This window comes from Mesorhizobium sp., from assembly GCF_004962925.1.
In the GTDB taxonomy this organism is placed as follows: Bacteria; Pseudomonadota; Alphaproteobacteria; order Rhizobiales; family Rhizobiaceae; genus Mesorhizobium.
Window position 1 is genome coordinate 40,288 of record NZ_SUEO01000004.1, and the last position, 22,300, is coordinate 62,587.

The 22,300-nt window shown below is 61.7% G+C and carries 22 protein-coding genes and 1 tRNA gene; 18 read left to right on the forward strand and 5 right to left on the reverse strand.

The annotated features are described in order from the left end of the window. Positions 1 to 35: 35 nt before the first annotated feature. Positions 36 to 761, forward strand: a complete 726-nt coding sequence (locus tag E5W87_RS02215; protein ID WP_292393555.1) for an SDR family NAD(P)-dependent oxidoreductase — start codon at positions 36 to 38, stop codon at positions 759 to 761. Between the two features lie 10 nt (positions 762 to 771). Here the strand turns inward: E5W87_RS02215 and E5W87_RS02220 are convergent, their stop codons facing one another. After that, the gene (locus E5W87_RS02220; RefSeq protein ID WP_292393557.1) at positions 772 to 1,191 is read right to left on the reverse strand and encodes a DUF4864 domain-containing protein; all 420 of its coding nucleotides are present in this window, start codon (positions 1,189 to 1,191) and stop codon (positions 772 to 774) included. 196 nt (positions 1,192 to 1,387) lie between these two features. Between E5W87_RS02220 and E5W87_RS02225 the strand changes: the two genes are divergently transcribed. From E5W87_RS02225 to E5W87_RS02300, 16 genes are all read left to right on the forward strand, one after another. Next, the gene (locus tag E5W87_RS02225) at positions 1,388 to 1,624 is read left to right on the forward strand and encodes an Lrp/AsnC ligand binding domain-containing protein (RefSeq protein WP_023674883.1); all 237 of its coding nucleotides are present in this window, start codon (positions 1,388 to 1,390) and stop codon (positions 1,622 to 1,624) included. Between the two features lie 172 nt (positions 1,625 to 1,796). Next, positions 1,797 to 3,209 (forward strand): circularly permuted type 2 ATP-grasp protein, encoded by a 1,413-nt coding sequence (locus tag E5W87_RS02230; RefSeq protein WP_164759054.1) that lies wholly within the window; start codon positions 1,797 to 1,799, stop codon positions 3,207 to 3,209. A 21-nt stretch (positions 3,210 to 3,230) separates the two neighbouring features. Then, on the forward strand, positions 3,231 to 4,172 hold the full coding sequence (locus tag E5W87_RS02235; RefSeq protein WP_292393560.1) for an alpha-E domain-containing protein: 942 nt from the start codon (positions 3,231 to 3,233) through the stop codon (positions 4,170 to 4,172). A 79-nt stretch (positions 4,173 to 4,251) separates the two neighbouring features. Beyond that, a complete protein-coding gene (locus E5W87_RS02240) occupies positions 4,252 to 5,046 on the forward strand; it encodes a transglutaminase family protein (RefSeq protein WP_292393562.1) in 795 nt (264 codons plus the stop codon). A gap of 31 nt (positions 5,047 to 5,077) precedes the next feature. Continuing rightward, positions 5,078 to 5,809, forward strand: coding sequence for a peptidase (locus E5W87_RS02245; protein ID WP_292393564.1), 732 nt, complete (start codon positions 5,078 to 5,080; stop codon positions 5,807 to 5,809). Between the two features lie 55 nt (positions 5,810 to 5,864). Further along, a complete protein-coding gene (locus tag E5W87_RS02250; protein ID WP_292393566.1) occupies positions 5,865 to 7,277 on the forward strand; it encodes a pyridoxal-dependent decarboxylase in 1,413 nt (470 codons plus the stop codon). Between the two features lie 130 nt (positions 7,278 to 7,407). Beyond that, complete coding sequence (locus tag E5W87_RS02255; protein WP_292393568.1) at positions 7,408 to 8,175, forward strand: DeoR/GlpR family DNA-binding transcription regulator; 768 nt, start codon at positions 7,408 to 7,410, stop codon at positions 8,173 to 8,175. Between the two features lie 126 nt (positions 8,176 to 8,301). Beyond that, positions 8,302 to 9,828, forward strand: a complete 1,527-nt coding sequence (gene glpD, locus E5W87_RS02260; RefSeq protein WP_292393570.1) for a glycerol-3-phosphate dehydrogenase — start codon at positions 8,302 to 8,304, stop codon at positions 9,826 to 9,828. Positions 9,829 to 9,867: 39 nt separating this feature from the next. After that, on the forward strand, positions 9,868 to 10,950 hold the full coding sequence (locus tag E5W87_RS02265; protein WP_292393572.1) for an ABC transporter ATP-binding protein: 1,083 nt from the start codon (positions 9,868 to 9,870) through the stop codon (positions 10,948 to 10,950). Positions 10,951 to 10,962: 12 nt separating this feature from the next. Next, positions 10,963 to 12,033, forward strand: a complete 1,071-nt coding sequence (locus E5W87_RS02270; RefSeq protein ID WP_292393575.1) for an ABC transporter ATP-binding protein — start codon at positions 10,963 to 10,965, stop codon at positions 12,031 to 12,033. Positions 12,034 to 12,035: 2 nt separating this feature from the next. Further along, positions 12,036 to 12,902, forward strand: coding sequence for a carbohydrate ABC transporter permease (locus tag E5W87_RS02275; protein WP_292393577.1), 867 nt, complete (start codon positions 12,036 to 12,038; stop codon positions 12,900 to 12,902). A 43-nt stretch (positions 12,903 to 12,945) separates the two neighbouring features. After that, positions 12,946 to 13,824, forward strand: a complete 879-nt coding sequence (locus E5W87_RS02280) for a carbohydrate ABC transporter permease (protein WP_292393644.1) — start codon at positions 12,946 to 12,948, stop codon at positions 13,822 to 13,824. A gap of 1 nt (position 13,825) precedes the next feature. Beyond that, a complete protein-coding gene (locus E5W87_RS02285; RefSeq protein WP_292393579.1) occupies positions 13,826 to 14,107 on the forward strand; it encodes a DUF2160 domain-containing protein in 282 nt (93 codons plus the stop codon). Between the two features lie 77 nt (positions 14,108 to 14,184). Continuing rightward, positions 14,185 to 15,909: an ABC transporter substrate-binding protein gene (locus tag E5W87_RS02290; protein ID WP_292393581.1), complete on the forward strand. Its 1,725-nt coding sequence runs from the start codon at positions 14,185 to 14,187 to the stop codon at positions 15,907 to 15,909. A gap of 89 nt (positions 15,910 to 15,998) precedes the next feature. After that, positions 15,999 to 17,492 (forward strand): glycerol kinase GlpK, encoded by a 1,494-nt coding sequence (gene glpK, locus E5W87_RS02295; RefSeq protein ID WP_292393584.1) that lies wholly within the window; start codon positions 15,999 to 16,001, stop codon positions 17,490 to 17,492. Between the two features lie 33 nt (positions 17,493 to 17,525). Continuing rightward, complete coding sequence (locus tag E5W87_RS02300; RefSeq protein WP_292393586.1) at positions 17,526 to 18,002, forward strand: DUF6882 domain-containing protein; 477 nt, start codon at positions 17,526 to 17,528, stop codon at positions 18,000 to 18,002. A gap of 107 nt (positions 18,003 to 18,109) precedes the next feature. Here E5W87_RS02300 and E5W87_RS02305 read toward each other — a convergent pair whose 3' ends face one another. Continuing rightward, the gene (locus E5W87_RS02305; protein WP_292393588.1) at positions 18,110 to 18,586 is read right to left on the reverse strand and encodes a BA14K family protein; all 477 of its coding nucleotides are present in this window, start codon (positions 18,584 to 18,586) and stop codon (positions 18,110 to 18,112) included. Between the two features lie 262 nt (positions 18,587 to 18,848). Here E5W87_RS02305 and E5W87_RS02310 point away from each other — a divergent pair. Further along, positions 18,849 to 18,924, forward strand: a tRNA-Lys gene (locus tag E5W87_RS02310). Positions 18,925 to 19,104: 180 nt separating this feature from the next. Here the strand turns inward: E5W87_RS02310 and dprA are convergent. From dprA to E5W87_RS02325, 3 genes are all read right to left on the reverse strand, one after another. Continuing rightward, positions 19,105 to 20,229: a DNA-processing protein DprA gene (gene dprA / locus E5W87_RS02315; protein WP_292393590.1), complete on the reverse strand. Its 1,125-nt coding sequence runs from the start codon at positions 20,227 to 20,229 to the stop codon at positions 19,105 to 19,107. Next, positions 20,226 to 20,813 carry a glycerol-3-phosphate 1-O-acyltransferase PlsY gene (gene plsY, locus E5W87_RS02320; RefSeq protein ID WP_292393592.1) on the reverse strand — a complete coding sequence of 196 codons (588 nt, stop codon included), beginning with the start codon at positions 20,811 to 20,813 and terminating at the stop codon, positions 20,226 to 20,228. The genes dprA and plsY overlap by 4 nt, the downstream gene beginning before the upstream one ends. A 173-nt stretch (positions 20,814 to 20,986) precedes the next feature. Beyond that, positions 20,987 to 22,273: a dihydroorotase gene (locus E5W87_RS02325; RefSeq protein WP_292393645.1), complete on the reverse strand. Its 1,287-nt coding sequence runs from the start codon at positions 22,271 to 22,273 to the stop codon at positions 20,987 to 20,989. Positions 22,274 to 22,300: the final 27 nt, after the last annotated feature.

Genomic DNA, 22,300 nt, shown 5'->3' on the forward strand with positions numbered 1-22,300 from the left:
TGCCCGGGAGCAGAGTTCCGCTGCGGGGATCAGCCATGACCGTTACATACGACTTTGCCGGCAAGACGGCGATCGTTACCGGTGGCTCAAGGGGCATCGGCAGGGCCGTGGCCACGCAGTTGGTAAGGTCGGGAGCCGACGTCTGGATATGGGACGCCGATCCTACGCCGAATGATGAAACCCGCAGCCAGACCGTCGACGTGACCAAGGCGCAGGACATAAGCAATGCCCTCGGCGAAGTCGTCGCCAGTACGGGCCAAATCGATATTCTCGTCAACAATGCGGGCTATCTTGGTCCTTACCTTGGCTTCGAGGCCTTCGACCCGGCCGAATGGCAACGCATCATCGGGGTCAATCTCGTCGGGACGTTCGAGGTCACGCATCAGGTATTGCCGGTCATGCGCAAGACCGGCCGCGGCCGCATCGTCAACATGGGATCGCTCGCCGGCAAGGAAGGATTGCCGAACCTAGCGGCCTATTCGGCGGCGAGCGCAGGCATCATTGCCTTTACCAAAGCCTTGTCGCGTGAGGTCTGCGACACCGACATTCGCGTCAACTGCGTCGCGCCCGGACCGATCGATACCAATCTTATCCGGCGTCTCGGCAACGAGGTCGTCAGCGAGATGATTGGGGCCAGTCCGCTCAAGCGGCTTGGGGCGGCGGAGGAAGTCGCGGCGCTGGTCCTCTGGCTCTGTTGCGATGCCTCGAGCTTCAATACCGGCGCGGTGTTCGACATGTCGGGCGGCAGGGCGCGACATTGACGCACGCGCCTCAGGTGATGACTGAGTTTGCCGCCCGCAAGCTGCAGCCGGTGATCTTGAAACTGCCGTCCGGCTGCTGCTCCAGCGTGTAGACCGCCTCGTAGTCCTTGCCGTCGGGTCCGACGATCAGCACCTGCTGGATGATCGAGACCGGCCCGGTCTGCTCGACCTTGCCGAAGGAATAGCTCTGCGGCTTGCGCACCGGTGCGTAGCCGTTGGTGACCATGTTCATGAAGGTGTCGACGGTCGGGAATATCCGTTTCACGTTCGGCGCCGCGAAACTGTAGGCGGTGGCGCCGTCATCGGCGAGGAAGGCTTTCAACTGGCTGTCGATGACTGTCTGCTCCGCCTTGACCTCAGCGTCGCTGGCAAATGCCGAAGAGGTCAGGAGCAGTGGAACGATTGCGAATGCGAATGACGCGCGGCGCATGGCCTGCCTCCGTTGTCCCTCAAAAATCGCTGTCCGAAGACGCATCATACCATACGCCTCGAGACGCCTCGCGGTTTCAGCGATCGCAAACATTCGCCTGTCTGGCGAGACAGAGCCGAATTCCAACGCTTGAAAGCCCGCTCTCAGTCTGCGAGAAGGGCCGCTCGTTCGAGCAGAGGCTAGGCAGGACCGGTCAATGAAGGCATTTTTCGTGCAGATAAAGTGCGATCTGGGCAAGGCCTATGACGTTGCCAGCGCTTTGGCCGATGCCGAGATCGCTTCGGAAATCTACTCGACGGCCGGCAACTACGATCTGCTTGCCAAATTCTATGTCGACGACGAGGAAGACATCGGTCATTTCGTCAACGAGAAGGTACAGATTCTTCCAGGCATCAAGGACACGTTCACAGTCGTTACCTTTCGCGCGTTCTGAGCAGCGCCTGCCGCCTGCCTGGACATAAGGCAAAGCCTGATCACAGCCCTATTGGTGCTGCCCTAATTTTAGGCAGCCGCGACATACTGATCGCCAGCATCCTCCAAATTGCCGATTGCGCTTGATTTTCTCCGGTGACGCCAGTGAAATGGCCTCACAGGGGAGTATGCGATTGGCAGCGTTCGACGAAATGCTTCCGGAAATCTCCGGATTGAGAAAACCATATTCGGCTTACGATCGCTGGCTGAAGGAGCAGGATCCGGCCAGGCTTACCGAAAAGATGCAGGACGCCGAGCGCGTCTTTCGCAAGACCGGCATCACCTTTGCCGTCTATGGCGAGCAGGAAGCCTCCGAGCGGCTGATCCCCTTCGACATCGTTCCGCGCATCATTTCCGGCAATGAATGGCGACGGCTGACGCAAGGCATCGAGCAGCGTGTGCAAGCGCTGAACGCCTTTCTCGACGATATCTATCATCGCCAGGAGATTTTGCGCGCCGGCCGCGTCCCCAAGGAGCTGATCGCCAAGAACGAGGCGTTCCTGCCGGAGATGATCGGGGTGCGGCCGCCGGCCGGCGTCTACACCCACATCATCGGCGTCGATATTGTGCGCATCAGCGAGAACGAATTCTACGTGCTGGAGGACAATGCGCGCACGCCGTCCGGCGTCTCCTATATGTTGGAGAACCGCGAGACGATGATGCAGCTCTTTCCCGAGCTGTTCCAGCAGATCAAGGTGCGGCCGGTGGAAAACTATCCGCAGCTCTTGCGCCAGTCGCTGGCGGCGGTGCGACCGCAAAGCACCAAGGGCGCGCCGACCATCGCCGTGCTGACGCCGGGCAGCTTCAATTCCGCCTATTTCGAACATGCCTTCCTTGCCGACCAGATGGGCGTGCAGCTTGTCGAGGGGCAGGATCTGCGCGTCGTCGACGGCCATGTCGCGATGCGTACGACCGAAGGCTACAAGCAGATCGACGTGCTTTACCGCAGGGTCGACGATTCTTTCCTCGATCCGCTGACCTTCCGTCCGGACTCGGCACTTGGCGTGCCTGGCATCATGGATGTCTACCGCGCCGGTAACATCACCATCGCCAATGCGCCGGGAACCGGTATCGCCGACGACAAGGCGATCTATTCCTACATGCCCGAGATCGTCGAATTCTACACCGGCCGCAAGGCGATCCTCGGCAACATCCCGACCTGGCGCTGCTCGGAGCCGGACAGCCTGAAGTATGTGCTCGAACACATCCATGAGCTGGTAGTGAAGGAAGTTCACGGGTCCGGCGGCTACGGCATGCTGGTCGGGCCGGCGGCGACCAAGAAGGAATGCGAGGATTTTTCCAAAAAACTCGCGGCAAAGCCGTCGAACTACATCGCCCAGCCGACGCTGGCGCTGTCGACCTGTCCGATCCTGACCGACAAAGGGCTGGCGCCACGCCATGTCGATCTCAGGCCCTATGTGCTGGTTTCCGACCGCATCCAGATCGTGCCCGGCGGGCTGACGCGCGTGGCGCTGAAGGAAGGCTCGCTGGTGGTCAACTCCTCGCAGGGCGGCGGCACCAAGGATACGTGGGTGCTGGATGACTAATTTTCATTTGAAGGTTTTTTGATGCTTTTAGGCCGCACCGCCAACGGGCTCTACTGGATGAACCGCTACATCGAGCGGGCGGAAAACATGGCGCGCCTGGTCGATGCCGGCCTGCGCATGGCGCTGACACGTACGCAGAACGCTTCTGAGGAGTGGAATTCGGTGCTGCTCAGCGCCGGTTCAGATGCTGCCTTCACGCAGAAATACCAGGAGTACACTGCCGCCAACGTCGCCGATTTCCTGCTGCGCGACACATCGAACCCGTCGAGCACGATGACGTCGATCGAGACGGCGCGCAACAACGCCCGCATGGTGCGCACCGCGCTGACGCGCGAGACATGGGAGAGTATCAACGAGGCCTGGATGTCGCTTAAGCGGATGCTGGCCAGGCCGATCGACGAACGCGACCTGCCCAGCGTGCTCGACGCGATCAAGCGCGAGACGGCGCTGATCCGCGGCTCGTTTTACGGCACCATGCTGCGCAACGAGATTTTTGATTTCTCGCAGCTCGGCACCTATGTCGAACGCGCTGACAACACGGCACGTATCCTGGACGTGAAATACTATGTGCTGTTGCCGTCGATCTCGTGGGTCGGCTCGACGCTCGACAACTACCAGTGGGAATCGATCCTGCGCTCGGTGTCGGCGCATCGCTCCTATCGCTGGGTCTACGAGGCCGACTACAAGCCGAGCAATATCGCCGACTATCTGATCCTCAACGTTCGCATGCCGCGCTCGCTGACCTTCTGCTATCGTTTCCTGACGGAGCATCTGAAATTCCTCGGCGACGATTATGGCGAGCGCCATGCCTGTCATGCGACAGCCGGCAAGACCCAGGCCATGCTGACGGCCGGCTCGATCAAGGACATATTCGACGCGGGCCTGCACGAATTCCTGGCCAATTTCATTCGCGACAACACCAGGCTCGGCGACGAGATCGCGCAGGACTACAGGTTTTATTGAGCATGATCCCGGAAAGTGGAAGCCGGTTTTTGCTTCGCTGACCTTCGGTTCGGAAGATGATGCTCAGAGGACGAGTGCAATGCGGCTGAAGATCACCCACCGGACCGAATACCGCTACGATGCGCCGGTGCATTATCTGTTGCAGCGGTTGCGGCTGCTTCCGGTTAGCGGGCCGACGCAGACCGTTTTGTCCTGGGCGCTGAAGATCGAAGGGGCGCGCGAAGAAGTGCGCTTTACCGACCATTTCGGCAACGATACGCGACTGTTGAGCGTCGAAGGCGAGCGCGATTTCATCACCGTCGATGCATCAGGCGAGGTGGTGACACGCGACACATCAGGCGTCTCCGGGCCGCATCAGGGTTTCGCGCCGCTCTGGCTGTTTTGCCATGAAACGCCGCTGACCAGGATAGGCAGCGGCGTTCGCGAACTCGCGGCCGCGGTCGGCGATGGGACCGATATCGAAAGATTGCACCGGCTGATGGCCGTGATCGGCGAGCGTGTCGCCTATACGCCGGGCTCCACCAACGCGACGACCCCGGCCGAGGACGCGCTGGCGCTCAAGACCGGCGTCTGCCAGGACCACAGCCACATCTTTGCCGCCGCCGCGCGCGCCATGGGGTTTCCGGCCCGCTATGTCAGCGGCTATCTGATGATGGATGCTGCGGTCGAGCAGGCGGCAAGCCATGCCTGGGCTGAAGCACATGTTGCGGGCCTGGGCTGGGTCGCATTCGACGTCGCCAACGGCATTTCGCCCGACGAACGCTATGTAAAGGTGGCGACCGGCCGTGATTACCGCGACGCCACGCCCGTATCAGGGATTCGGCTGGGACAAGCGGAAGAACAGCTTGCGGTCACCGTCACGGTGGAGCAGTAATCCCCGGCAAGATTGCTGCCAAAGAGATTCGATGACCTATTGCGTCGGCCTGAAGATCGATCGCGGGCTCGTGTTCATGTCCGACACGCGCACCAATGCCGGCATGGATTCGATCTCGACCTTCAAGAAGATGCATGTCTGGGAGGAACCGGGCGAGCGCGTCATCGTGCTGATGTCGGCCGGCAATCTGGCGACGACGCAGGCCGTCGTCAGCCTGCTCGACGAGCGCACCAAGGCGATTGGCGATCGCCACCCGGCACTGCTCGAAACGCCCTCCATGTATCAGACGGTGCGGATGGTCGGCGACACCGTCAAGGAAGTCATCGCCAGTTCGTCACCAACCGGCGACAGGGCGGATTCCTATTTCAATGCCTCTTTCATCCTCGGCGGCCAGATCAAAGGCAGCGCGCCGCGGCTGTTCATGATCTATCCGGAAGGCAATTTCATCGAATCGACCGACGACACGCCGTTTTTCCAGATCGGCGAGACCAAATACGGCAAGCCGATCATCATCCGCGCCTATGAAAAGACGATGAGTTTCGCCGAGACGGTGAAGCTGCTGCTGGTGTCGTTCGACTCGACGCTGAAATCGAACCTGTCGGTCGGTCTGCCGCTCGACCTGCTGTTCTACGAAAAGGACGCCTACAAGGTCAGCCTGAAGAAGCGGATAGCCCAGGACGACCAATACTATCGCACCATCTCGGATGGCTGGTCGAACGCATTGAAGGCTGCTTTTGCGAGCCTGCCCGACTTTCCCGAATGAAAGCCTCCGTTTTTCGTGTTCTTTGATCGCCGGGCTCGATGCGACGGAGAGGAAAATGAATAGCAACGAATTCCGGGAATGGTCGCTGTACGCGGCCGAATGGGGCGCCGACTACCGGAGCACACTTCGCCAAAGGCCGGTGCGGCCGCTTGTCGAACCGGGTGAAATCTCAAGAAGCATCGATGTCTCGCCCCCGGAAGGTGGCGAAACGATGCAGGCGATCCTCGCCGACTTCGAGCAAAAAATCCTGCCGGGCATGACGCATTGGCAGCATCCGCGCTTCTTCGCTTATTTTCCGGCCAATGCCGCACCAGCTTCGGTGGTGGCCGAATATCTGGTCTCAGTGATGGCCGCCCAATGCATGCTCTGGCAGACCTCGCCGGCAGCGACCGAACTCGAGACGCGCGTCGTCGATTGGATGCGTCAGGCGCTTGGCCTGCCGGAGGGGTTTTCCGGCGTCATGCAGGATTCGGCATCGTCGGCGACGCTTGCCGCCGTGCTGACCATGCGCGAGCGCGCGCTCGATTGGCAGGGCAACCAGAAGGGCCTGCATGGCCAGCCGATATTGCGCGTTTATTCTTCCGACCAGGTCCATACTTCCATTGACCGGGCGATCTGGGTATCGGGCATCGGCGAGGACAATCTCGTGCGCATTCCGGCTGCCGGCCGCTTTCGCGCCATGGATGTCACAGCCCTCGAAGCGGCCATCGCCGCCGACCGGGAGGCGGGCATGCTGCCGGCCGGCATTATTGCTTGTGTCGGCGGCACCAGCACAGGTGGCACCGATGACATCGCCGAAGTCGCCGCGGTGGCGAAACGGCACGGGCTCTACCTGCATGTCGATGCCGCCTGGGCCGGTTCGGCGATGATATGTCCGGAGTACCGGCATTTCTGGGTGGGCGTGGAGCACGCGGATTCCATCGTCTTCAACCCGCACAAATGGCTGGGTGCGCAGTTCGACTGCTCGATCCAGTTCATCCGCCGGCCGGAAGACCTGGTGCGGACGCTCGCCATCAAGCCGGATTACCTGAAGACGCATGGGCGCGACGGCTTCATCAACTATTCCGAATGGTCGGTGCCGCTCGGGCGGCGCTTTCGCGCACTGAAACTATGGTTCCTGCTGCGCGCCCATGGGCTGGAAAATCTCCGGGGCATGATCCGCAACCATGTCGCCTGGAGCGAAGGCCTTGCCGCGCGGCTCGCCCTGGAACCGGATTTCGAGATTGTCACGGAACCGATGCTGTCGCTGTTTTCGTTCCGGCATCTGGCGGCAGTCGGCATCGATGCGGACGAACACAATCTGCGGCTGGTCAACGCGATCAACGACGATGGCCGCATCTACCTGACCCAGACACGGGTGGACGGACAGGTGGCGATCCGCTTTCAGGTCGGCCAGTTCGACACGACGGCGGACGATGTCGACACCGCTTTCGAGGTCATCACCGAAATCGCCCGCGGTCTGGGTTGAGTTGAGTTGGTCGGCAAAGTTGCGCCGAGGTTTGTCTTTGGGCGCATGGAATTTCGTTAGCCGGCTTATGCCTTTTCATCACTTTCGTTTTCCGCTATAGACAAGAAAAACGAAAACGGGAGCTCCCCCAATGTATCTGTCGCCGCGTCATTCCGAAATCATCCAGATGGCCAAGGACAATGGCCGCGTGCTGGTCGACGATCTGGCGACGCATTTCAATGTGACTCCGCAGACCATTCGCAAGGATCTCAATGATCTGTGCGACCAGCGGCTGCTATCGCGCGTTCATGGCGGGGCGCTGTTCCCATCCGGCATCGAGAATATGGAATATGAGGCGCGGCGCAAGATCGCCGCCGATGAGAAGGAGGCGATCGGCCGCGCGGCAGCCAGGCTGATCCCGGATAATGCCTCGCTGTTCATCAATATCGGCACCACGACGGAGTCGGTCAGCAAGGCGCTCCTTGATCACAGCGGCCTGATGGTCATCACCAATAACATCAATGTTGCCAACAGGATGCGTATATATCCTTCGATCGAGGTGGTGATCGCCGGCGGCGTCGTACGTGGTTCCGACGGCGGCGTGGTCGGCGAGGCGGCGGTCGATTTCATCAGGCAGTTCAAGGTCGACTATGCGGTCATCGGCGCCTCGGCGATCGACCATGACGGCGCGCTGCTCGATTTCGATTTTCGCGAAGTGAAGGTGGCGCAGGCGATCATCGCCAATGCAAGGCATGTCATCCTCGTCTCCGACCAGACCAAATTCGAGCGGACGGCGCCGGTCCGCATCGGTCATCTGTCGCAGGTCAACACCTTCATCACAGACCGCTGCGACATCCCGTCGGTGCGCAAGATCTGTCAGGAGGCAGAGGTTCAACTGATCGAAACGGCGCTCTCCTAAAGGGTGCCGTTGCGGCAATAGTCGCCGTTTATATTTCGTTTGACATTCGTTCTCATTTCGGAATAATCCCGCCACGGTTTCGTAAAAACCTAAAAATGCTGCAATGCGAAATCCGGGAGGACTTTTGTGGACGCACCCCCGATCCATGACATCTTCGTCATCGGTGGCGGTATCAACGGCTGCGGCATTGCCCGCGATGCAGTTGGGCGCGGCTTTTCGGTCTTCCTTGCGGAAATGAACGATCTGGCCAGCGGCACCTCCTCCGGCTCGACCAAACTGATCCATGGCGGCTTGCGCTACCTCGAGTTCTACGAGTTCCGCCTTGTGCGCGAGGCGCTGATGGAGCGCGAGATTCTGTGGAAGAACGCGCCGCACATCATCTGGCCGATGCGCTTCGTGCTGCCCTATGCCAAGGGCCTGCGCCCGGCCTGGCTGATCAGGCTCGGCCTTTTCCTTTACGACCACATTGGCGGGCGCAAATTGCTGCCGGCGACCAAGACGCTGGACATGGCAAGGGACCCGGCCGGCAAGCCATTGAAGCCGTTGTTTCGCAAGGCCTTCGAGTATTCCGACGGCTGGGTCAACGATGCGCGGCTGGTGGCGTTGAACGCCCGCGACGCTGCCGATCGCGGCGCAACGATCCGAACCCGCACGAAAGTCATCGGCGCACGCCGTGAAGGCGCGCTTTGGACGGTTAGGCTGGAAAACACGCAGACCGGGGATACTGAGGAGGTCAAGGCGCGGCTTTTGGTCAACGCCGCCGGTCCGTGGGTCGACCACGTGCTGTCCGCTACGGTCGGCTTGAACGACGTGCACAATGTTCGGCTGGTACAGGGCAGCCATATCGTCATCGCTAAGAAGTTCGACGATCCGCGCGCCTATTTCTTCCAGAACAAGGACGGCCGCATTATTTTCGCGATTCCCTACGAGGAAGAGTTCACGCTGATCGGCACCACCGACCAGGATTATCCTGGCAACCCGCATGACGTGAAGATCAGCGACGCCGAGATCGATTACCTCTGTGCTGCAGCGAGCGAATATTTCGCGAAACCGGTCAAGCGTTCGGACATCGTCTGGACCTATTCCGCCGTGCGCCCGCTTTATGACGATGGCGCCTCCAAAGCGCAGGAAGCGACCCGCGACTATGTGCTGAAGGCCGACGGCGGGGAGGGCACGGCCCCGATCGTCAACACCTTTGGCGGCAAAATCACCACGTATCGCCGACTGTCGGAATCGATGCTCGATAAAATCGAGGGTTTTCTCGGCAAGCGCGGCAAGCCGTGGACGGCAAACGCGCCGCTGCCGGGCGGCGATTTCCCGGCGAGCGGGTTCGACGCCGAAGTGGCGAAACTGAAAACGGCTTATCCGTTCCTCGACGCGCGCCTGGCGCGCCGCCTGACCCGGCTTTACGGGACTCGCGCAAGGATGTTGCTGGGCCTTGCCAGATCGAATGCCGACCTCGGCCGGAACTTCGGCGCCGATCTTTACGAGGCCGAGGTGCGCTACCTCGTTCAAAATGAATGGGCGATGACGGCCGAAGATGTATTGTGGCGCAGGACCAAGCGCGGCCTGCATCTGAGCCGCGAGCAGGCGGCAGCGCTCGACGAATTCATGCGCGGAATAAGCCGGCGCCATGTCGCGGCTGCCGAATAGTGGGGTCTGACTGATGCAGAAAGCCTGGGAGGAGGCATCATGCTGGAACTGAGAAACGTGACGAAGACGGTCGGCGCGACGGAGCATATGCGCGACGTGTCGCTGACGCTTCAGCACGGCTCGCTCAACGTCCTTCTCGGACCGACGCTCTCCGGCAAGACCAGCCTGATGCGGCTGATGGCCGGCCTTGATGTTCCAACATCCGGGTCGGTCTGGTTCGATGGCAAGGATGTCACTGGCATCCCGGTGCAGAAGCGCAACGTCGCCATGGTCTACCAGCAGTTCATCAACTATCCGGCAATGACGGTCTACGAGAACATCGCCTCGCCGCTGAGGGTGGCCGGGACCGAGCGGGCGAAGATCGACAAGGAGGTGCGCAATGCCGCCGCACTTCTCAAGCTGACGCCCTTCCTCGACCGCACGCCGCTCAGCCTCTCCGGCGGCCAGCAGCAGCGCACCGCGCTGGCGCGTGCCATCGTCAAGAACGCCAGCCTCGTGCTGCTCGACGAGCCGCTCGCCAATCTCGACTACAAGCTGCGCGAGGAGCTGCGCGCGGAATTGCCGAAGATATTCGCGGCGACCGGCACCATTTTCGTCTACGCCACGACGGAGCCGCACGAAGCCTTGCTGCTCGGCGGCAACACGGCAACGCTTTCCGAAGGCCGTATCACTCAGTTCGGTCCGACGATCGACGTCTTCCGTAGGCCGAACGATCTCGTCACGGCCAAGACTTTCGCCGATCCGCCGCTCAACACGATCGTGCTGAAGAAGAGCGGCTCGAGCTTCCTTCTTGATGGTGGGGTTAACCTCCCGGTGCCGGCTGAGCTCGCCGGTATTGCCGATACGAGTTACACGATCGGCTTCCAGCCCCACCATCTCTCTCTTACTCGGCCGAGCCCGTCAGCGGTTCCGGTGAGAGCCAAGGTCTCGGTCACCGAGATCACCGGTTCGGAAAGCTTTGTGCATCTCGACTTCGCCGATGTCCGCTGGGTGATGCTGGAACACGGCATCTTGGTGTTCGAGCCCGACCAGACCATCGAGGTGTTCATCGATCCGCGGCACATCATGGTTTTCGACGCGAACGGCCGCTCGGCCGCGCCGCCACAGATGCTGGCGGCTTGAGGGAAGAGGCACATGGCGCGCATCGACTGCAACCACATCCGCCACGCCTACGGGCCGCATCCGAAGTCGGACAAGGACTATGCGCTGAAGGAGGTGCATCACGCCTTCGAGGACGGCGGCGCCTATGCGCTGCTGGGGCCGTCGGGCTGCGGCAAGACCACGCTGCTCAACATCATTTCCGGCCTCTTGTACCCGTCGCACGGCGACCTTTTGTTCGACGGCAAGGACGTGACCAATCTGTCGACGCAGGAGCGCAACATCGCGCAAGTGTTCCAGTTCCCGGTCATTTACGACACCATGACCGTCTACGACAATTTGGCGTTCCCGCTGCGCAACCGCGGCGTTCCGGAACCTGACGTCGACCGCAAGGTGCGCGAAACGCTGGAAATGACGGGGTTGGCCGATATGGCCAAAAGGAAGGCGCGGGGGCTGACCGCCGACCAGAAGCAGAAGATCTCGCTCGGGCGCGGGCTGGTGCGCTCCGATGTCAACGCGATCCTGTTCGACGAGCCGCTGACCGTGATCGACCCGCATATGAAGTGGGTGCTGCGCTCGCAGCTGAAGCAGCTGCACAGGCGCTTTGGTTTCACCATGGTCTATGTCACGCACGACCAGACCGAGGCGCTCACCTTCGCCGAGAACGTCGTCGTCATGTATGAGGGCGAGATCGTGCAGATCGGCTCACCCGCCGAATTGTTCGAGCGCCCCAAGCATACATTCGTCGGCTATTTCATCGGCTCGCCGGGCATGAACGTCATGCCGGTCGCGGTCGAAGGCAGCAGCGCGCGGCTCGGCAGCCAGACGATCGAATTGCCGGCCGCACCCAAGACTGGAACCACAGGCGTGATCGAACTCGGCATCCGCCCCGAATATGTCAGGCTTGGCGCTACCGGCATGCCGGTTTCAATCCGGAAGGTCGAGGATATCGGCCGCCACAAGGTGGTGCGCGCCAGTTTCGAAGGCCGCGACATCGCGGCAATCGTCGGCGAGGACGAGGACATTCCCGCCGATCCGAAGATCGCTTTCGACCCGGCCGGCATCAATATCTACGCCGATTCCTGGCGCGTCGAGATGGGAGGCTGAGCATGGAAAGGACCTGGAACAACAAGGCCTGGTTCATGGTGCTGCCGGTGCTCTTGCTGGTGGCTTTCTCGGCGATCATCCCGCTGATGACGGTCGTGAATTATTCGGTCCAGGACACGTTTGGAAACAACGACTTCTTCTGGGCGGGCTCGGAGTGGTTCGACGAAATCCTACATTCCGACCGTTTTTGGGAGGCGATGGGCCGCAACCTGGTCTTCTCGGCCATCATCCTCATCATTGAGATTCCGCTCGGCATCTTCATTGCGCTCAACATGCCGAAGAAGGGCTGGGGCGTTCCGGTCTGCCTGGTGCTGATGGCGCTGCCGCTGCTCATCCCATGGAACGTCGTCGGTACGATCTGGCAGGTGTTCGGCCGCGTCGACATCGGACTGCTCGGATATTCGCTGCGGGCACTCGGCTTCAACTACAACTATGTCAACGACCCGTTCGACGCGTGGGTCACTGTCATCGTCATGGACGTCTGGCACTGGACCAGTCTCGTCGTCTTGCTCTGCTACGCAGGATTGGTCTCGATCCCCGACGCCTATTACCAGGCGGCCAAGATCGATGGCGCGTCGCGCTGGGCGATCTTCCGCTATATCCAGCTGCCGAAGATGAACCGCGTGCTGCTGATCGCGGTTCTGCTGCGCTTCATGGACAGTTTCATGATCTACACAGAGCCGTTCGTCGTCACCGGCGGCGGGCCCGGCAACACCACGACTTTCCTGTCGATCGATCTGGTGAAGCTGGCCATCGGAGAGTTCAACCTCGGTGAGGCAGCGGCCATGTCTATCGTCTATTTCTTGATCATCATGCTCCTGTCCTGGGTGTTCTACACCGTCATGACAGCCTACGACGCGGAGCAGTGAGATGGCGCGCCTTGACGAAACCACGGCCGACGGACGAACGCTGATGCGGCAAACCCCCGGTACCGCGGAAGCGCAGACGGCGAACGCCGCGCTGGCCCGCAAGATGCGGCGGCGGGGCGAGGAGTCGCGGTTCTGGTGGCTGGTTCCAACGATCTACATCATCTTCCTGATGCTGCCGATCTACTGGCTGGTCAATATGAGCTTCAAGACCAACCAGGAGATCCTAGGCGCGTTCTCGCTGTGGCCGAGAAACCCGACGATCGCCAACTACATGGTGATCTTCACCGACCCGTCCTGGTACAAGGGTTACATCAACTCGATCATCTATGTGGTTATGAACACGGTGATTTCCGTCGCCGTGGCGCTTCCGGCAGCATATGCCTTCTCGCGCTATCGCTTCCTCGGCGACAAGCACCTGTTTTTCTGGCTCTTGACCAACCGCATGGCGCCGCCGGCGGTGTTCGCCCTGCCGTTCTTCCAGCTCTATTCGGCATTTGGGCTGATCGACACGCACATCGCGGTGGCGCTGGCGCACTGCCTGTTCAACGTGCCGTTGGCGGTCTGGATTCTTGAAGGCTTCATGTCAGGCGTGCCGAAGGAAATCGACGAGACCGCCTATATCGACGGCTACTCCTTCCCGCGCTTCTTCCTCAGGATATTCATGCCGCTGATCGCGAGCGGTGTAGGCGTGGCCTGCTTCTTCTGCTTCATGTTTTCCTGGGTCGAGCTGCTGATCGCGCGGACTTTGACCACGACCGCCGCCAAGCCGATCGCCGCGATTATGACGCGCACGGTCTCGGCCTCGGGCCTCGACTGGGGCGTGCTGGCCGCAGCCGGCGTGCTCACCATCCTTCCGGGCGCGCTCGTGATCTGGTTCGTCCGAAACTACATCGCCAAGGGCTTTGCCCTGGGGAGGGTGTGACATGAACCTCACCTGGATGGCCTGGACGCTGCCGACGGCGGTCTTTTTCATCACGATCCTGGTGCTGCTCTGCGGCATGGCGATCTGGGAGTACGTCTCGCCAGGCGGCAATCCCCGGGTTGGCGTGCTGCGGTTCGAGACGACGCGCGGCGACCGTCTCTTTCTATCGCTGCTTGGCAGCGCCTTTATCCATCTCGCTTGGTTGGGTCTTGTCGGACCCAACCTGTGGTGGGCTCTCGCTCTCTCCGTGGTCTACGCCATCGGCGTGTTCCGCTACGTATAGAGGGGGAAACTGTTGGAGCGGCCGCGTGCCGGCGGCTGCTCCGATCGTACTTGAAACTGAAACAGTGGAGGAAACACATGAGACGGCAATTTTTGACATCAACGACTGCGCTTGTCCTGCTGCTCGGGGCAGGCAACGCCTATGCCGGAATGGACGAAGCCAAGGCGTTTCTCGACGCCGAGATCAAGGACATGTCGACGCTCGATCGTGCTGCCCAGGAAGCCGAGATGCAATGGTTCATCGATGCTGCAAAACCCTTTGCGGGCATGGACATCAAGGTCGTCTCTGAAACCATCACGACGCACGAATATGAATCGAAGACGCTGGCCAAGGCGTTTTCCGACATAACGGGCATCAAGATCACCCACGACCTGATCGGCGAAGGCGATGTCATCGAAAAGCTGCAGACGCAGATGCAGTCGGGCGAAAACATCTACGACGCCTATGTCAACGACTCCGATCTGATCGGCACCCATTGGCGCTATCAGCAGGCGCGCAGCCTGACCGATTGGATGGCGAACGAGGGCAAGGACGTCACCAACCCGAACCTCGACCTCGCCGACTTCATCGGCACCAAGTTCACGACGGCTCCGGACGGCGATCTCTACCAGCTGCCCGACCAGCAGTTCGCGAACCTCTACTGGTTCCGCTACGACTGGTTCAACGACGAGAAGAACAAGGCGGACTTCAAAGCGAAGTACGGTTACGACCTCGGCGTGCCGGTCAACTGGTCGGCCTATGAGGACATCGCCGAATTCTTCACCGGCCGCGAGATCGACGGCAAGAAGGTCTACGGCCATATGGACTACGGCAAGAAGGACCCGTCGCTTGGCTGGCGCTTCACCGATGCCTGGCTTTCGATGGCCGGCAATGGCGACAAGGGGCTGCCGAACGGTCTTCCGGTCGACGAATGGGGCATCAAGGTCGACGAGAAGTCGCGGCCCGTCGGCTCCTGCGTAGCTCGGGGCGGCGACACCAACGGTCCGGCGTCGGTCTATTCCATCCAGAAATATCTCGACTGGATGAAGGCTTACGCTCCGGCCGCGGCCCAGGGCATGACCTTCTCGGAATCCGGACCGGTTCCGGCGCAGGGCGAAATTGCCCAGCAGATGTTCATGTACACGGCCTTCACCGCCGACATGGTGAAGGACGGCCTTCCCGTCGTGAACGAGGACGGTACGCCGAAATGGCGCTTCGCTCCGTCGCCGCACGGCGTCTACTGGAAGGACGGCATGAAGCTCGGCTATCAGGACGTGGGTTCCTGGACGCTCCTCAAGTCGACGCCTGACGACCGCGCCAAGGCAGCCTGGCTTTACGCGCAGTTCGTCACCTCGAAGACAGTGGACGTGAAGAAAAGCCATGTCGGCCTGACGCTGATCCGCGAGAGCACGATCCAGCACAAGAGCTTCACGGACCGCGCCCCGAAGCTCGGCGGCCTGATCGAATTCTACCGCTCGCCGGCCCGCGTCCAGTGGTCGCCGACGGGTACGAACGTTCCTGACTATCCGAAGCTGGCACAGCTTTGGTGGCAGGCGATCGGCGATGCCTCGTCGGGTGCCAAAACCCCGCAGGAGGCGATGGACTCGCTCTGCGCCGAGCAGGAAAAGGTGCTTGAGCGCCTCGAGCGCGCCGGCGTGCAGGGCGACATCGGTCCCAAGATGGCGGAGGAAAAGACCCTCGAAGAGTGGAACGCCGATGCCGTCGCCAAGGGCAATCTCGCGCCGCAACTGAAGATCGAGCCGGAGAAGGACAAGCCGCAGACCATCAACTACGACGAGTTGGTCAAGAGCTGGAGCAATTAAGCATCGGTCCGGGCGTCCGCGCCCGCATCGCAACAATCGGGGGAGGCGGCATCTTGCCGTCTCCCCTGTTTGCGCCGAGGGGAATGGAAATGAGCAGCTTTATCCTTGCAATCGACCAGGGAACGACATCGAGCCGGGCGATCCTGTTCGACCGTGAGATGAAGGTGGTGGGCAGCGGGCAGAAGGAATTCACCCAGCATTATCCGGCTTCCGGCTGGGTCGAGCACGATCCGGAGGAAATCTGGTCGAGTGTCGTGGCGACGGTGAAGGCTGCGCTGAAGAGCGCCGGCCGAGATGCGTCGGACGTCGCGGCAATCGGCATCACCAATCAGCGCGAGACCGTCGTCATCTGGGACAGGGCGACCGGCAAGCCGATCCACAACGCGATTGTCTGGCAGGACCGCCGCACCGCGCCGCTGTGCCAGAAGTTGAAGAAGCAGGGACTGGAGAAGAAGTTCACCAGAAAGACCGGCCTGCTGCTCGATCCCTATTTCTCCGGCACCAAGATCGCCTGGATGCTGGACAAGGTGAAGGGCGCCAGAAAACGCGCCGAGAAGGGCGAATTGCTGGCCGGCACCATCGACAGCTTTCTGATCTGGCGGCTGACCGCCGGCAAGGTTCACGCCACCGACGCCACCAATGCTTCGCGAACGCTGGTCTACAACATCGAAAAGAATGCCTGGGACGACGAGCTTCTGACCATTCTCGGCATACCGGAAAAAATGCTACCGCAGGTGAAGGATTGCGCTGATGACTATGGAATCACAGAGAAAAGTCTGTTCGGCGCGGAGATAAAAATCCTCGGCGTGGCTGGCGACCAACATGCGGCGGCCATCGGACAGGCCTGTTTTGAGCCGGGTATGATGAAATCCACCTATGGCACCGGCTGCTTCGCGCTGCTCAACACCGGCAGCGATCTGGCGCGCTCGAAGAACCGGTTGTTGACCACCATTGCCTACAGGCTGAACGGCAAGACCACTTATGCGCTGGAAGGGTCGATCTTCATCGCCGGTGCGGCCGTGCAGTGGCTGCGCGACGGCATCAAGGTGATCGGCAAGGCCGAGCAGAGCGGCGTGCTGGCGGCGGCGGCGGATCCGACGCAGAATGTCTATCTGGTGCCGGCTTTCGTCGGGCTTGGCGCACCGCATTGGGACGCAGAGGCGCGCGGCGCCATCTTCGGGCTGACCCGCAATTCGGGCCCGGCGGAATTTGCCAGCGCCGCGCTGGAATCCGTCGCCTTCCAGACCCGCGACCTGCTCGACGCCATGCGCAAGGACTGGAAGGGCGCGTCAGCGAAGACCGTTCTCAGGGTCGATGGCGGCATGGTCGCCTCGGATTGGACCATGCAGCGGCTGGCCGACATCCTCGATGCGCCGGTCGACCGCCCGACGATCCTGGAGACGACCGCGCTCGGCGCGGCATGGCTGGCCGGCTCGAAGGCGGGTGTCTGGCCGACGGCGAGGGAATTCGCCAAGAGCTGGGCGCTGGAGCGGCGGTTCAAGCCGGATATGGATGTTTCGGTCCGTTCCGCCAAGCTGTCGGGCTGGCGCGATGCTGTGCGCAGGACGCTGAGCGTGCAATAAGTAGGTGAGAAGATCATGCTGGGGTGAAGGGGAATGAATCCAGACTGGTATGCTGCTTGGCGCGAAGAGGCCTTCCAGCGACTACAAGCGAAGAACGCACGGTTGCAGGACGAGTTCCGCCTCGGCAGTTGGTCCCGCTATGACTACGACCTGAAGGCTGGAAAGCTTCTGTTCTCAGAGGACGGGATCGTCAAGGTGGTCACCGAGATCCAGATTGCGGGCAGTACGAGCGCCAAGGCCAGCAACTGGCTATGGTCCTGGGCAAATTCAAACTTGCCTGGCGAGCTCCTTAGCGACGCTAAGCTGGTTCGATCCTTCGGAGAGGAGAACGGCATCGACGAACTGGCTCAACCTTATGTGATGGATACGGACAATGATCTGGAAGCGCTCGGTTGGGAGCTGGCTGGGGCAATGGTTCGAATTTGCGACGCCCTTGGAGCCTATCACTCTCCTCGTGGCGAAGGCGGAGGGCTATATCTGATCCTCAAAAGCATCAGCTGGGCTAGCTGATCCAGAGCGCACTTCTAGGTTCTTCGAGCGAGATGTCATCAGAAAAACCCGCGCCGTTGCCGGCGCAGGCTCTTCAACAACTCTTACTCAACTCCGCCCGTGCTTTATCAATAGGGCGAGATGCACTGCCGGCGCGGGCCATAGTAAGGCTGGTACGTGTTGTCATATGCCCGGTAAGATCTGTAGCGGCTGTAGCACCACTCCACGTGCGAATCGCCTCGATAGACGCGGCGGTTCTGGTTGTTGATGATCGCGCCGGTGATCAGCGCGCCAGTGGCAAAAGCAGCCAGCGGGAACCAGAAGTCGCCGTGACGGCGATAGCCGCGACGATAATAACGATAACCGCGATGGCCGCGCCAATACCTGCCGTCGTCACGCGCGAAATCGCGACGGTAGAAATCGCGACGGGAGAAATCGCGGTTGAAACTACGCCTCCACCGCCTGTGGTCGACAGTCTGGACATCCGACGAAACGTTCTGACCAAGCGGCACGTAGGTGGGCTGGGCGTTGACGGGCACGATCTCCGCTACAGCGAATGACGCTGACAGCGCGGTCGCCAGCAGGCCCGACATGATCCTGTTCATGATCTTCTCCTTGAAAGCGTCGTCCCTTGTAGCGACAAAAACGGGCAGGTTGCGCAATTGTTCCCGCGAAAATGGCAAGGCGCTGATTTGTAATGCGTCTCGGCTTTCTGCGGGACAGCCCGTCCGGCCTTGCCGAGGCGGTTTGCAAGGCGTCACGAGACCGCGAAAACTCCGGCTTGCGCACCCTCTTTTTCCGGTTGACCGGTCGAGGCACTCTCCCTATGTTCCGCGCAATTTCGAGGGCGGCATTCTGAGCCCGCGGGAGCGCGTAGCTCAGCCGGTAGAGCAACTGACTTTTAATCAGTAGGTCCAGGGTTCGAATCCCTGCGCGCTCACCATTGTTTCATTTAAAATTACTTAGGCTTATCCGGTGGAGCGAAGCCGGAACCTGTGAGACTGCAAGGCCTCACGGCGCACCTGTTCCGGCGTCAGATGGCTGCCGACCGCAAGACGATAGCACAGCAGCATTCTCCTAGGCCGCCCCATCGTCCACCATTGTATGGTTAGCAAAATTTCGATCAAACCAGCGAGACATTGCCGCCGGCGTGGCGCTCCAGCCGGCCGGCGAGGTCCAGTTCCAGCAGCACCATGAAAACCTGGGCGGGATGCAGGCCGGTGTGGCGGATGATTTCGTCGACCGCCACCGGCGTCGGGCCGAGGGCTTCGATGACGAAGGCGCGGTCGTCTTCGCCGGGCGGCGGCGTTGCCGAAAAGTCGGGCGGCTCCCCAAGCGGCGCCGTCCTTGGTGCCGGTGCGCCGACCAGCGGCGCGATCGCACTGGTAACGTCCGATGCCTCGGTGACCAGGGTGGCGCCGTCCTTGAGCAGAGCGTTGGTGCCGGCGGCACGCGGATCGAGCGGCGAGCCGGGGACGGCGAAGACCAGCCGGCCCATCTCGCCGGCAAGCCGGGCGCTGATCAGCGAGCCGGAGCGTTGCGCCGCCTCGACCACGACCAGCCCCAATGCGGCGCCGGCGACAAGGCGGTTGCGGCGCGGAAAATCCTGGGCGCGTGGCTGCCAGCCGAACGGCATTTCCGAAATGATGGCGCCGCCGCGCGCGGCAATCTCCTCACACAAGCCGGCATTCTCGGGCGGGTAGGGCAGGTCGAGGCCGCCGGCCAGCACACCGATCGTGCCGGTCGCAAGGCTGCCTTGGTGTGCTGCCGTGTCGATGCCGCGCGCCAGGCCGGAGACGATGCCGTAGCCGTCGCGGCCGAGTTCGGCGGCGAGCGTCCGCGCCATCTTGATGCCGGCCAGCGAGGCGTTGCGGGCGCCGACGATGGCGACCGCCGGCAGCCGGAACACCGCGCCTTCGCCCTTGACCGCGAGCAGCGGCGGCGGATGGTCCATGCTTTTCATCAGCGGTGGATAGTCGGCTTCGCCGATGCCGACGAAGCGGGCGCCAGCCCGCCGTGCTGTCTCCAGCTCCGCCTCGGCCTCGGCAATCGGCGGGATGCGGACGATCTTTCTGGCGCCGCCCGAAATCATCAGCTCGGGCAGCATCTCAAGTGCTGTCTCGGCCGAGCCGAAGCGGTTGATCAGGTCACGAAACGTGGCCGGGCCGACATTCGGCGTGCGGATCAGACGAAGCCAGCTCAACCGCTGCCGGTCACTGAGCCACGGCCCGGCGGCGCGCTGGCTCACTCCTTGGCCCCGATCTTGCCCTCGGTGCCGGCCAGCAGCCGCGCAATGTTGGCCCGGTGTTTTATGATGACGATCAGGCTCATCAGCGCAAATAGCCCGGCAATCTCAGGCGTGCTGAGGACATAGAGTGCGATCGGCACGACGACTGCAGCCGTCAGCGCCGCCAGCGAGGAGTAGCGAAACAGGAAAGCAACGGCCAGCCAGACGACGGCGAAGATCAGCGCCACCTGCCAGGCCAAGGCGATCAGCACGCCGAGATAGGTGGCGACCCCCTTGCCACCCTTGAAGCCAAGCCAGACCGGAAAGAGATGGCCGAGGAAGGCGCCAAGGCCGGCCCAAGGTCCGACCTCCGGTGCAAAGTGACTGGCGATCAGCACAGCCGCCGTGCCTTTCAGCGCGTCGAGCAGCAGCGTGGCGGCGGCCAGGCTCTTATTGCCGGTGCGCAGCACATTGGTGGCGCCGATATTGCCGGAGCCGATGTTGCGGACGTCGCCAAGGCCGGCGGCGCGGGTAATCAGGAGCCCGAACGGGATCGAGCCGAGCAGATAGCCGAACGCCAGCCCCAAGACGATGTCGTAAGCCATTGTTCCCCCTGAACTCCAACTGCCGGCTTGAGGGAGTGTTGAGATTCAGGTTAGGCCGAGTCGAGAATGGTGGTTTCCGAGAACCGGAACGCAGCGTACTTTTGGGTACGTGAGTACCGGAGGCACAGGAAACCGCCGTTCGTAGGCCGGCATCACCTGAATATCGACACTCCCTAGGCTGAAAACACTGTGCGGCCCGCCACCATCGTTTGCAAGACCTTGCCCTGCAGCCGCGCGCCTTCGAAACAGGTGTTTTTCGAGCGCGAACGGATGCCGCTTTCGCTGACAATCCACGGTTCGTCGAGATCCACCAGCGCAAGATCGGCGACAGCGCCCGGCTTCAGCGTGCCGCCGGGCAAGCCAAACAGTCTTGCCGGCGCGGTGGACAGGGTCTCGACCAGCCTGAGCAGCGTCACGTCGCCATTGTGATAAAGCCGCAGCGCCGCGCCCAGCAGCGTTTCCAGTCCGATGGCACCGGCCGCGGCGTCGGCGAAGGGCAAGCGCTTGGTGTCGACGTCCTGCGGGTCGTGCGAGGAGACGATGATGTCAATCGTGCCGTCTTTGACCGCCTCGATCATCGCCAGCCGGTCTTCCTCGGCGCGCAGCGGCGGCGTCAGCCGGAAGAAGGTGCGATATTCGCCGACGTCGTTCTCGTTGAGCGACAGATTGTGGATCGAGACGCCTGCTGTGACATTCGCGCCGTCGGCCTTCGCCCGCGTCACCGCGTTTGCCGCCATAGCCGTCGAAATCTTGGCCGCGTGATAGGCGCCGCCGGTCAGTCGCGCCAGCGCAAGATCGCGCTCCAGCGGAATGGACTCGGCCTCGCGCGGAATGCCGGCAAGACCGAGCCAGCTTGCATAGAGGCCTTCATTCATGACGCCGGACGAGGCGAGGTCGGCGTCTTGGGTTTCATGCGCGATCACGCCGCCGAAATCGCGCGCGTAAGTCAGCGCGCGGCGCATCACCAGCGCGCTTGATATGGTGTGCCGTCCGTCGGTGAAAGCGACCGCACCGGCCTCGCGCAGCAGGCCGAATTCGGTCATCTCGCGGCCTTCGAGGCCCTTGGTGATCGCCGCCGCCGGAAAGATGTTGACGATGGCCGTATCCTTGGCGGTGCGCAGCACGAATTCGACCAGCGCGACATTGTCGATCACCGGGTCGGTGTCGGGCATCATGACGATGGAAGTGACGCCGCCAGCTGCCGCCGCCACGCTGGCCGAGGCGATGGTTTCGCGGTGTTCGCCGCCAGGCTCGCCGATGAAGACGCGCGCATCGATCAGGCCGGGGATGACAGCCTTGCCGGCGCAGTCGATGACGGTGGCATCCTGCGGAGCGCCCTGGTTCAAGGCCGCCTTGCCGGCAGCGACGATCTTGCGGCCCTCGACAACGACCGTGCCGACCTCGTCGATGCCGCGCGAGGGGTCGACGATGCGGGCCCGGCTGAAGACCGTTGTGTTCATGCGCCGCGGCCCTCGCGATTGCGACGG

Bases quoted from the DNA above. Each gene is read 5' to 3' on its own strand.
- E5W87_RS02265 (WP_292393572.1), top strand. From the start codon at position 9,868: ATGCTGGAACTGAGAAACGTGACGAAGACGGTCGGCGCGACGGAGCAT.
- E5W87_RS02220 (WP_292393557.1), bottom strand. From the start codon at position 1,191: ATGCGCCGCGCGTCATTCGCATTCGCAATCGTTCCACTGCTCCTGACC.
- E5W87_RS02275 (WP_292393577.1), top strand. From the start codon at position 12,036: ATGGAAAGGACCTGGAACAACAAGGCCTGGTTCATGGTGCTGCCGGTG.
- E5W87_RS02250 (WP_292393566.1), top strand. From the start codon at position 5,865: ATGAATAGCAACGAATTCCGGGAATGGTCGCTGTACGCGGCCGAATGG.
- E5W87_RS02305 (WP_292393588.1), bottom strand. From the start codon at position 18,586: ATGAACAGGATCATGTCGGGCCTGCTGGCGACCGCGCTGTCAGCGTCA.
- E5W87_RS02290 (WP_292393581.1), top strand. From the start codon at position 14,185: ATGAGACGGCAATTTTTGACATCAACGACTGCGCTTGTCCTGCTGCTC.
- E5W87_RS02325 (WP_292393645.1), bottom strand. From the start codon at position 22,273: ATGAACACAACGGTCTTCAGCCGGGCCCGCATCGTCGACCCCTCGCGC.
- E5W87_RS02240 (WP_292393562.1), top strand. From the start codon at position 4,252: ATGCGGCTGAAGATCACCCACCGGACCGAATACCGCTACGATGCGCCG.
- E5W87_RS02225 (WP_023674883.1), top strand. From the start codon at position 1,388: ATGAAGGCATTTTTCGTGCAGATAAAGTGCGATCTGGGCAAGGCCTAT.
- glpK (WP_292393584.1), top strand. From the start codon at position 15,999: ATGAGCAGCTTTATCCTTGCAATCGACCAGGGAACGACATCGAGCCGG.
- E5W87_RS02270 (WP_292393575.1), top strand. From the start codon at position 10,963: ATGGCGCGCATCGACTGCAACCACATCCGCCACGCCTACGGGCCGCAT.
- E5W87_RS02235 (WP_292393560.1), top strand. From the start codon at position 3,231: ATGCTTTTAGGCCGCACCGCCAACGGGCTCTACTGGATGAACCGCTAC.
- E5W87_RS02215 (WP_292393555.1), top strand. From the start codon at position 36: ATGACCGTTACATACGACTTTGCCGGCAAGACGGCGATCGTTACCGGT.
- E5W87_RS02255 (WP_292393568.1), top strand. From the start codon at position 7,408: ATGTATCTGTCGCCGCGTCATTCCGAAATCATCCAGATGGCCAAGGAC.
- E5W87_RS02285 (WP_292393579.1), top strand. From the start codon at position 13,826: ATGAACCTCACCTGGATGGCCTGGACGCTGCCGACGGCGGTCTTTTTC.
- E5W87_RS02280 (WP_292393644.1), top strand. From the start codon at position 12,946: ATGCGGCAAACCCCCGGTACCGCGGAAGCGCAGACGGCGAACGCCGCG.
- E5W87_RS02300 (WP_292393586.1), top strand. From the start codon at position 17,526: ATGAATCCAGACTGGTATGCTGCTTGGCGCGAAGAGGCCTTCCAGCGA.
- plsY (WP_292393592.1), bottom strand. From the start codon at position 20,813: ATGGCTTACGACATCGTCTTGGGGCTGGCGTTCGGCTATCTGCTCGGC.
- E5W87_RS02245 (WP_292393564.1), top strand. From the start codon at position 5,078: ATGACCTATTGCGTCGGCCTGAAGATCGATCGCGGGCTCGTGTTCATG.